The sequence below is a fragment of the Vibrio sp. 10N.247.310.23 genome (assembly GCF_041467155.1).
In the GTDB taxonomy this organism is placed as follows: Bacteria; Pseudomonadota; Gammaproteobacteria; order Enterobacterales; family Vibrionaceae; genus Vibrio; species Vibrio crassostreae_C.
The window spans coordinates 202,183-211,544 of the sequence record NZ_JBFSTZ010000007.1 but is presented as its reverse complement, the minus strand read 5'-3'; the positions used below and the strand labels follow the sequence as shown (position 1 = coordinate 211,544).

The window sequence follows — 9,362 nt, the reverse complement described above, 5'->3', positions numbered from 1 at the left end:
GTTCGGATCCACATTCATCGCAAGTGGCGCTAAGTGTGAGCCATCGGTATCAGCGATCGTGATTTGAGCAGGTGCGCTCTTGCTACAACCTGTTTCATCACACGCTTCGATTTCCATCTCAAATAAGCCGCCTTGGCCATATTCGAATGAAGCTGTGGTTTGGCTGCCAGTGATTGGGCCGGTGGCCACTTTAACGCCATCAAAGTAGATGTTGTACGTGTTTCCTGACGTTCCGCTCCATTGGTTGAACTTAACGTCGACCTTCGCTTGGTCGTGATATTTCACCATCTGGTTGTAGCCAGAGGTGGTTTCCATCGCGAGTTCAATTTTAGAAAATTGCAGGTTGTTGGAACCGTACATGTCGATGCTAGGTGCTGTTGGAGCAGCTAATGCTGTACCAGATAGCGCTAGAGCAATGCTTGCAGCACAGGTATTTATACGAATCATACTATTTCTCTCATTCCTTGAAGATTACGAGAACCCAATGGCCCCATAAACGGCTCCAATCAGTTTTGAAGGAGCTTCCCAGTCAGTATTCGAGGGAGTTTTAATTTCATAACTGAAAATAAATCCGTTTTCGATGGACAACTAAAAAATTGTATCTTGTTACAATTCTGTTGCTTAATGAATGAGAGGCTGAGTCCATGTTTTATAAAATAAAACATCCTTCAGTAGGAAAATCTAACAAGTGAAAATTCACGACATGAAGTTATGAAAAGGTGCGACAAACTATAAGAAAATACTGTGGATTGAAGCTGAATCACAAAGTGAAGTATGTTGAGCGAGCGGGGGCGATCGACGGGTAAACTTGAAGACGAATGCTTATGGCAGTATGGATAAGAGGGTTATCTTTTGAATTGCTCAGCTAAGGAAGCGCGTCGTTGTTGCATGACACTATGGGTATCACCAGTCGCAGTATCCTCGTAGCCTTCTTTAATAAATTGCTGAGATGGTACGCTTGGCTCTAATCGCTTTAAGCGAGGCGAATCGTAAGTACCACTGATGGTGTAAACGGTGGTTCCAGAGCCAGTGTTGATCGTGACGATCTTCCCGTCAAAATCGAATGAGGTAGTGATAAGACGATGATTCATCATCACACCGTTTTCTGAAAGTGTCAGGATGTCGGTGTTGTAAGGTGGCGCCGCAATCTCTATCCATGTGCCATAGACGTTGCTTGGGCTGACAGATTGCTGGTGGGCTTGGTAAGCAAAATAGCCGGCGGTGAGGGCAACCATAAAGCCAGCTAATAGGAAGCCGTAGAGTAACGAGTTGGCAAATAGATCTCTGCTTTTAGTCGGCTTTTTTGCCATTATCTCTTCATTTTTCGACTGATATTGTTTTAGATTCTATTAATTAAAACCTTAGTTTGCAAAAATTGTTCTAAGAGTTAGAAGCAGGATCGAATGTTCTAATAAATGTGGTTGCGTTAGTGGTTTTTAGCCTTGCTCCTCAGTATTTACGCTATCAATGAAAGCGAACTCCAGAAATGCTTAAGCTATGCGTATTTATTTCTTGTAGGAAAGTCTCGAATTGGTTAAAACAATTATCACCTAAATTTACGCATAGGCTTACTCGGTGAGCTCAATAATTGCAATTTGAAGATAACAAGGAAGTACAATGATTAAAGAAAACACATACTTTGAAGGTGGCGTTAAGTCGTTAGCGTTTAACCAGTCTGGTGCTGATGTGAGTGTTGGTGTAATGGCGGCTGGTGAGTACACTTTTGGTACTGCGGCTCCAGAAAAGATGACCGTTGTTAAAGGTGCTTTGATTGTAAAGCGTGTTGGCGATGATGATTGGACGACATACCAATCTGGTGAGTCTTTTGACGTTGCGGGTGACTCTTCATTCGACCTACAGGTAAAAGAAGCGACAGCTTACCTATGTGAGTATTTGTAATCAGATCTAAATTTGTTCAATCAGGGCATCGTTTGTCTCTGATTTAATAGAAAAAAACCACGCTCTAGGAGCGTGGTTAAATAAGTGATAGTAACCGGCAGTGGATAGTGTCACTTGTTTTTGTAGTCATCAAATGGATGACCAAATCGTTGTTCGTTGCAAAATCTCTTCAATCTTCAATCTTCAATCTTCAAAGCTCAAAGCTCAAAGCTCAAAGCCAAGACATCAGTAAGTCTCAAACACACCGTTGTTGTAGTCTTGAATTGTCTGTTCAATCTCTTCCATCGAGTTCATGACAAACGGACCATAGTGCACGACAGGTTCATTAATCGGCTGACCAGAAAAAATCAGTACACCTGAATCTTCTAGGCTTTCTAAAGACAACAATTCAGCTTTGGTGAGCAGGGCAAGTTGACTTTGGTTGATGACTTTGTCGCCGATCTTAATACTGCCTCGGTACACATAAGTCATGGCATTGTGATTAACATTAGTCCCTAACGTGACTTTTTGCCCAGAATGAGAGCGCCAATCCGCAACGCTTAATGGCACACCTGTTTTCTGTAATGGACCCTGCGCTCGTAAAGCCTCTGAATCCTTGTCAGTTTGGTTGTGCAGTTCAAACCCTCCGGCAATCACTCTTAACAAACCACTTTGTTCACTTTGATGCTCCGCGATGCTTTCACTTTGGAAATCGTGATACTGAGCTGGCTGCATTTTGTGTGTCGCAGGTTGGTTTATCCAAATCTGAAAACCATGCAGCGCACCTTCTTCCATCATTGGCATTTCGCTGTGAATGACACCACGGCCTGCGGCCATCCATTGAGCGCCACCGCTGCGTAGCTCTCCAACATTCCCCATATGGTCTTTGTGTTGGAAGTGACCTTGGAGCATGTAAGTGAGCGTTTCTATCCCACGGTGAGGATGTGGAGGAAAGCCGCCAACATAGTCTTTGCTTTCATCCGACTTCAGTTCATCAATCATTAAAAATGGAGAGAAACGTGCGTTATTAAAACCTGCGAGTCGTTGGATTTTGACGCCATCACCATCTGAGGTGGCATGTGCTGTAATCACATGATCTACTGCTCTTACATTCGTCATTTTGAAACCCTCATAAACTTGAATAGCTGTAGTTTATGTAATTTGATTTAAAAAGAAGATGGCACAGCGTTGAGTGACTTATTCGAAAATCTTGAACAGGTAACAATATGAAATTATGTCTATACTCAATAGAGAGTATATCGCCAAGGAGGCCGCTATGGCAGTTCAGCAAAAACATGGCGAAAGGCATGGTCGGATAGGTTTTGATAACGACTTTACAACGGAGCAAAGCCAGCGCTTTACAGAGGTTGCAAACAGCGCAGTTAAACGCCGCGTGAAAAAACGTGAGATAGAAGCGCCGTTTATTCAGTCAGCTAAGCAAGCCGCTTTTAAAACCGTGGTGAGGCGACCTAAAGGGAATAACCCAAACCGAACACGTCAAGTCATATGGATTATTATGATCGGGTTAGTGAGTCTTTGGCTTATGTACCTTGCAGGTTAGCAGCGCCGCTCCGTTATAGGAATGGCTAGCGTTGGCGCGTTTTTAATAGCGTAACATTGTTCCCTTCGATCTTCGCTTCAAAGCAATCTTCAAGTTCAGATGAATCCGGTGCTGAGCTAACAAGGCTCGTTGGTAGTTCTTCTATCAGGGTCGATACTGGGTTGTCGTGATAATAAGCATATCGGTTTTTTCCTGAATGCTTGGCAACATACATCGCTTTATCAGCACATCTCGTCAGCTCATGTAATTCTTGGGCATCTTGCGGATACAAAGCAACCCCAACACTTAACGTCAATTCCTTGATTCTCTCGTTTGTTTGGCAGCCGCTTTCGAACAGCCCGCAGATCCTATCTAGAATGCCGTCTAGATCTTTACGAGTTGGCACATCGTAGAGCATCAGAACAAACTCGTCTCCAGCAAAGCGCGCGATGGAATAATCGTATTCATGGCTTTTTCTGTCTCTGGTTCGAATGTTGTTGCTCAAGCGATTGGCAAAATGCTGTAAGACACTGTCTCCCACATCGTGCCCGTAGCTGTCGTTAATGCCTTTAAAGTCATCTATATCCAAAAAGACCAATGCCGTAAGTGATCGCTCACTATCCACTGTCGCAAGCTTTTCTACAGCCCAGCGCTCAAAGCTCCAACGGTTGGCCAATCCGGTAAGTTGGTCTCTGTAGGCGAGATCTTCAATGCCTTCTTTATAAAGGCGTTGGATATAACTGACGGCTTTTGTGTAGTAATAAGCGGATGTGTGACACACCAAGCTCATAGTAAACAGGCTAAGAATAAACCGATGTGTGCTGTTAAATGGCAGAGAAAAGTTATTGGGCATTGCCGTAATCAAGGTGCTGATAAACAAACAAAATGAGGTGCTAAAGATGATTCCAATTCTGAAGTCATTGATAAAAATCACCGCCGCCAGAATAGGGTAGAGCCAAAGAATTCGGTCAGGAATGGCGTGACTGTACAAAAATAGGATGACCCCTTGAACCAGTAAAACACCGCTCAGGATCAATTCTGAATACTCAGGATTGATGACTTTTCTTACGTAAAATGCGTTGGAGATAGCGATAAGTGCAAAACACAGTTCGAAAACCGACAGCGTGTAATGTTGGCCTTGGAAGTAAGCCCAAGTGTAGAAAATGAATAACGCAGCGGCAGTCAGTGAAAAGGAGTGAACAATTTTTTGCTTGCGGGTGGATCGTATGTCCGCCATTTCTTCTAGGTGCCTGCCGACGAGCCTTTTCATGTGATCTGTGCCAAAGTTTTTGATAATGGTGTTAATAGTAGATTAAATAACAAGCTATGCAGAGGCTTAGATGTCTATTTAGTGTGACTACTATCAAGGTTTCATATGAAAGGCTGTTCAATCAATTCCAAATAGTGATGTATATCACCGATGGTGCTGGTCATCTCTAGAAGATTAGATTTAAGCATCAAACTTGTAACCGTTGTTTGATGTTTATCTACTTGCTTTCCAGAGAGTTACTCCACATAGTTTGTAAACGACCAAAATTAAGAAAGGCTCATTATGTTAATTACCTTTAGTTGTAAAGTTCATGCTAGTGTCACGATGTTTGGTGAAGTCGGCCTCCAGTTCATCAAGATGTTTGGGCATAGCGGCTCCATCCCAGGTGCTATGGATGCTTCAGAGGTTCCTCAAGCTCTGGATAATCTACGTGCTGCTATTGCAGCAGAGCAGAGCAAGTCCGTAGAGCATGAAAATACTGATGACGACAATGAAGAAGAGGTGGTTGAAGCGCCTGTTAATATCGGTAGTCGAGCGTTCCCACTGGTTGAATTATTAAAAGCTGCCATCAAAGATGAATGTGAAGTAATGTGGGAAGACGGTAGCGGCAAGCGACTGTAGTACGATTCACGCGAAACGTAACAAGCCTATTGAATCTATTTTAATCAGAATGAATGCTGAACCAGTATCGGACACACCATGACCATGGAGTTTTATGGTGATGAACCGATACTGGTGTTTTTTTAGTGAAGTAATCCACTCGTTTCTGTTTATTTACAAGGTTCGTCAGCCCTGAAATGAGTGACTTTTGTTATCGTAATATCAATCCATAACAGACCGTAAACAAAGTGATGCTGTTCACGCTTTCTTGACTCCCAATTCTGAACTAAGAATTTTTCCTAGTTATTCTAAGACCCTCTCTCATGCGGTCGATTTTTAGACTCCTTATTATTTCACGGTCAACTAACAAACAATGTATGGCCGCAATTATGCCGTGCAGACCTCACAAAAAATAAGAGAGTTCACAATGTTAAAGTTCCTAGATCAGGTTCGAAAACCGACGCTGGATCTTCCGGTCGAAACTAGAAGAAAAATGTGGTTTAAACCATTCCTACAATCTTACCTCGTCGTGTTCATTGGTTATCTAACCATGTATTTGATCCGTAAGAACTTCAATGTCGCGCAAAACGACATGATTTCTACTTATGGATTATCGATGACGGATCTAGGTCTTATCGGTCTGGGTTTCTCTATCACTTACGGTATCGGTAAAACCGTCGTTTCCTATTATGCCGATGGTAAAAACACCAAGCAGTTCCTGCCATTCATGCTTGTCCTTTCTGGTATCGCTATGTTGGGCTTCAGCTTCAGTATGGGCGGTGGCAGTGCTAGCTTATTCTTGATGGTTGCCTTCTATGCGTTGAGTGGTTTCTTCCAAAGTACCGGCGGTCCTTCAAGCTACTCGACCATCACTAAATGGACGCCTCGTAACAAGCGTGGTTCTTATTTAGGCCTTTGGAATATGTCGCACAACGTGGGTGGCGCAGGTGCCGCTGGTGTTGCTCTGTTCGGTGCTAACTACCTTTTTGATGGCAACGTGATCGGTATGTTCGTGTTCCCATCAATCATTGCGATTGTGGTTGGCTTTATTGGTATGCGCTTTGGTAATGACTCTCCAGAAGCCTATGGTCTAGGTACGGTTGAAGAGTTGTTTGATGAAGAAGTCAGCGAAGAAGATACGGCTGCTGAAGAAAATCAAATGACTAAGAAAGAGATCTTTGTTGAATACATCCTGAAAAACAAAGTGATCTGGTTGCTCTGCTTCGCGAATATCTTCTTATACATTGTTCGTATCGGTATCGATCAATGGTCTACCGTTTATGCGTATCAAGAGCTAGGTCTATCAAAAGAAACCGCGATTTCAGGCTTCACTCTGTTTGAGGTTGGTGCACTGGTCGGTACGTTAATGTGGGGTTATCTGTCAGACCTTGCGAACGGACGCCGTGCTTTGGTTGCTTGTGTATCGCTTGGCCTGATTATCGTTTCGCTAGAGTTCTACCAGCATGCAACCAGTGAGTTCATGTACCTAGCATCACTGTTTGTGCTTGGTTTCCTAGTATTTGGTCCTCAGTTGCTGATTGGTGTTGCTGCAGTAGGTTTCGTGCCTAAGAAAGCAATCAGCGTTGCGGATGGCGTGAAAGGTACATTTGCTTACTTAATTGGTGACAGCTTTGCCAAACTTGGCCTAGGTATGATTGCAGACGGCACACCTATTTTTGGCTTAACGGGTTGGAAAGGCACGTTCGCAGCGCTTGATACGTCAGCTGCCATTTGTATCGTGTTGCTGCTATTCGTTGCGGTTGCGGAAGAGAAGAAGATTCGCCACGCTAAGAAAATGCACTTAGCGTCTCAAAGCGCGTAGCGAGTCTCATGTGCTTTATTGGTTTAAAGCACGTGAGATCATACCAATCGTTAGTTCGATTCAGTATCATCTCTATCAATAAACTTAATTTTAGATAGCTCCTGTTGGGGCTATTTTTCTTTCTTACTCTTAATTTTGGTTAATATCATGATTAATGTTGCGCTTGTTGATGACCACGTCATTGTTCGATCTGGCTTTGCTCAATTACTCAGTCTTGAAGCTGATATTACGGTCGTGGGTGAATTCAACTCTGCGGCAGAAGCGCGCCTAGGATTGCCAAGCTGTCACCCTGATGTCGTGATCTTGGATATCTCAATGCAAGATGAAAGTGGCCTGAGCTTATTGGAAGAGATTCCATCTGGCATTGCCAGCATCATGTTGAGCGTTCATGACTCTCCGGCGATGGTTGAGAAGTCATTAGAGTTAGGAGCCAAAGGTTATCTCAGCAAGCGCTGTAGCCCTGATGAGTTAATTCAAGCCGTACACACGAGCGCAAATGGTGGCTGTTATCTCACGCCCGATATCGCCATAAAGCTTGCGACGCCCATGAAGAATAAAGCCTCTTTAAATCAGCTCACCCGCAGAGAAAGCGAAGTGTGTCAGTTATTGGCGACAGGGCTCGATGTAAAATCTATTGCCGTAGAGCTAGGGGTTAGCCATAAAACGGTGCATGTACACCGTGCCAATGCGATGGACAAACTCAATGTTAAGAATAATGTCGAGTTAGCGAAACTGTTTACACAAGACCAGTACTAATGCGTTCTTACCTAGCCACCTCCCTGTGTGGGGTTTTTATGGCTGGCTGTGCATGGTTCTGTTTATGGGTTATTGCCTTCTATTTCATTAATGACCCTGAGTTAGCCATTCTGCTTTTCCCGTTTTCACTTCGACTGGGAATGACGCTGCACACTCGTACCCACTATTGGCCTGCCATCTATATTGCAGAGTGGGGACTTGCGATCGCTTTAGCTCTGCTGCTTGATGAACCCCAATGGCTGACGATACTCATCGCCAGTGGATTGAGTATTCCTGCCACGCTAATTGCCAAGCGTTATTATTCTGGTGACCAGAATCGTCACTTGTTAGTGATGGCGAGCTTAATCATGGTCACAGCATTTATTAACGTTGCCGTGGTGGGTTCTCATGTTTCTGCTGTTTACATGGTGTGGTTGGTGAGTATTACTGGCGGACTGATGCTGGTGCCGATGTGTTATCTGGTCTGGAACTATCTATTCCAAAACAAGTGGGCACCATTGAGCTCTTACTTAATCAATAATGTCGTTGAGTTCAAAATCCGTCATATTGCTTTATATAGCGTGTTGTTGGTCGCCAGTATTTTGATACAAACCAGTTTGCCTGATGAGCTAAGGCGCTTTGCCCCGTTCTGTATGGCGATCCCTATTATCTTGCTCGCCGTTCGTTATGGATGGCAAGGTGCTCTGCTTGCAACAATGTTAAATAGTGTCGCGTTGATTGCAGCCCACAGCGGAACATCCAAACTCGAAATTACCGACTTACTCTTGTCTCTATCTGCTCAAACCATCACAGGTATACTGCTTGGTTTAGCGGTTCAAAAGCAGAAAGATCTCAACTCCAAATTACGCAGTGAGCTTTCCAGAAATCAAAATCTTTCACGTCAGTTAGTTACCGCTGAAGAGTCGGTTCGTCGTGATATTGCGCGTGAACTGCATGATGAAATCGGCCAAAACATCACGGCAATTCGTACTCAGGCAAGCATTATTAAACGTGTCGACGCGGCTGAGATGAGCGTTCGCTGTGCGGGTACCATTGAATCATTATCTTTGAATGTTTATGACACCACCAAACGTCTGCTTACAAAACTAAGACCTAAGATGTTGGACGATCTGGACTTAAAAGATTCCGTGGAACAGCTTATTCGAGAGATGGAGTTTTCGGATCACGGCGTTGATATCCAGTTAAATTGGCAAGGAGATTACTCGTGTTTGAGTGACACGCTTAAGGTCACTATCTTCAGGCTGTGCCAAGAGTCTCTAAATAATGCCTCTAAATACGCCAACGCGAGCGAGATCAGAATTGAACTGATTTTAGGTGACCAGGCTTACCTTCAGATCACAGATAATGGCATTGGTTTTACAGCGCAAGATCTTCTCAAAGGAATGGGTGTTCGTGGTATGCAAGAGCGTGTTCAGGCGCTCGGCGGCAAGATGACAATCAACGCTAATGGCTCGTCTTCGGGTACCAATATCAGCGTTACATTACCTAAAGTGTGA

10 protein-coding genes are annotated in these 9,362 nt (G+C 43.9%); 6 read left to right on the top strand and 4 right to left on the bottom strand.

All coding sequences use genetic code 11. The features are described 5' to 3' along the window. Positions 1-447: chitinase N-terminal domain-containing protein (locus AB6D93_RS07985; protein ID WP_372159162.1), on the bottom strand; the 447-nt coding region annotated here is incomplete at its 3' end. A gap of 398 nt (positions 448-845) precedes the next feature. Continuing rightward, positions 846-1,310 (bottom strand): DUF2850 domain-containing protein, encoded by a 465-nt coding sequence (locus AB6D93_RS07980; RefSeq protein WP_017065063.1) that lies wholly within the window; start codon positions 1,308-1,310, stop codon positions 846-848. Positions 1,311-1,617: 307 nt separating this feature from the next. Between AB6D93_RS07980 and AB6D93_RS07975 the strand changes: the two genes are divergently transcribed. Further along, entirely contained in the window at positions 1,618-1,899 is a 282-nt protein-coding gene (locus AB6D93_RS07975) for a pyrimidine/purine nucleoside phosphorylase (protein WP_017057600.1), read from the top strand. Between the two features lie 225 nt (positions 1,900-2,124). Here AB6D93_RS07975 and AB6D93_RS07970 read toward each other — a convergent pair whose 3' ends face one another. Beyond that, the gene (locus tag AB6D93_RS07970; protein WP_017069674.1) at positions 2,125-2,997 is read right to left on the bottom strand and encodes a pirin family protein; all 873 of its coding nucleotides are present in this window, start codon (positions 2,995-2,997) and stop codon (positions 2,125-2,127) included. Positions 2,998-3,154: 157 nt separating this feature from the next. Between AB6D93_RS07970 and AB6D93_RS07965 the strand changes: the two genes are divergently transcribed. Beyond that, positions 3,155-3,439: a hypothetical protein gene (locus AB6D93_RS07965; RefSeq protein ID WP_017061541.1), complete on the top strand. Its 285-nt coding sequence runs from the start codon at positions 3,155-3,157 to the stop codon at positions 3,437-3,439. 25 nt (positions 3,440-3,464) lie between these two features. On the opposite strand, the gene AB6D93_RS07960 is transcribed toward AB6D93_RS07965, so the two are convergent. Next, a complete protein-coding gene (locus tag AB6D93_RS07960; protein WP_017065061.1) occupies positions 3,465-4,655 on the bottom strand; it encodes a GGDEF domain-containing protein in 1,191 nt (396 codons plus the stop codon). 315 nt (positions 4,656-4,970) lie between these two features. Between AB6D93_RS07960 and AB6D93_RS07955 the strand changes: the two genes are divergently transcribed. From AB6D93_RS07955 to uhpB, 4 genes are all read left to right on the top strand, one after another. After that, the gene (locus tag AB6D93_RS07955) at positions 4,971-5,309 is read left to right on the top strand and encodes a DUF1840 domain-containing protein (RefSeq protein ID WP_102332289.1); all 339 of its coding nucleotides are present in this window, start codon (positions 4,971-4,973) and stop codon (positions 5,307-5,309) included. Between the two features lie 406 nt (positions 5,310-5,715). Beyond that, positions 5,716-7,110: a hexose-6-phosphate:phosphate antiporter gene (uhpT, locus tag AB6D93_RS07950; protein ID WP_102332288.1), complete on the top strand. Its 1,395-nt coding sequence runs from the start codon at positions 5,716-5,718 to the stop codon at positions 7,108-7,110. Between the two features lie 147 nt (positions 7,111-7,257). Next, on the top strand, positions 7,258-7,866 hold the full coding sequence (uhpA, locus tag AB6D93_RS07945) for a transcriptional regulator UhpA (protein WP_017061545.1): 609 nt from the start codon (positions 7,258-7,260) through the stop codon (positions 7,864-7,866). Then, entirely contained in the window at positions 7,866-9,362 is a 1,497-nt protein-coding gene (gene uhpB, locus AB6D93_RS07940; RefSeq protein WP_102332287.1) for a signal transduction histidine-protein kinase/phosphatase UhpB, read from the top strand. The genes uhpA and uhpB overlap by 1 nt, the downstream gene beginning before the upstream one ends.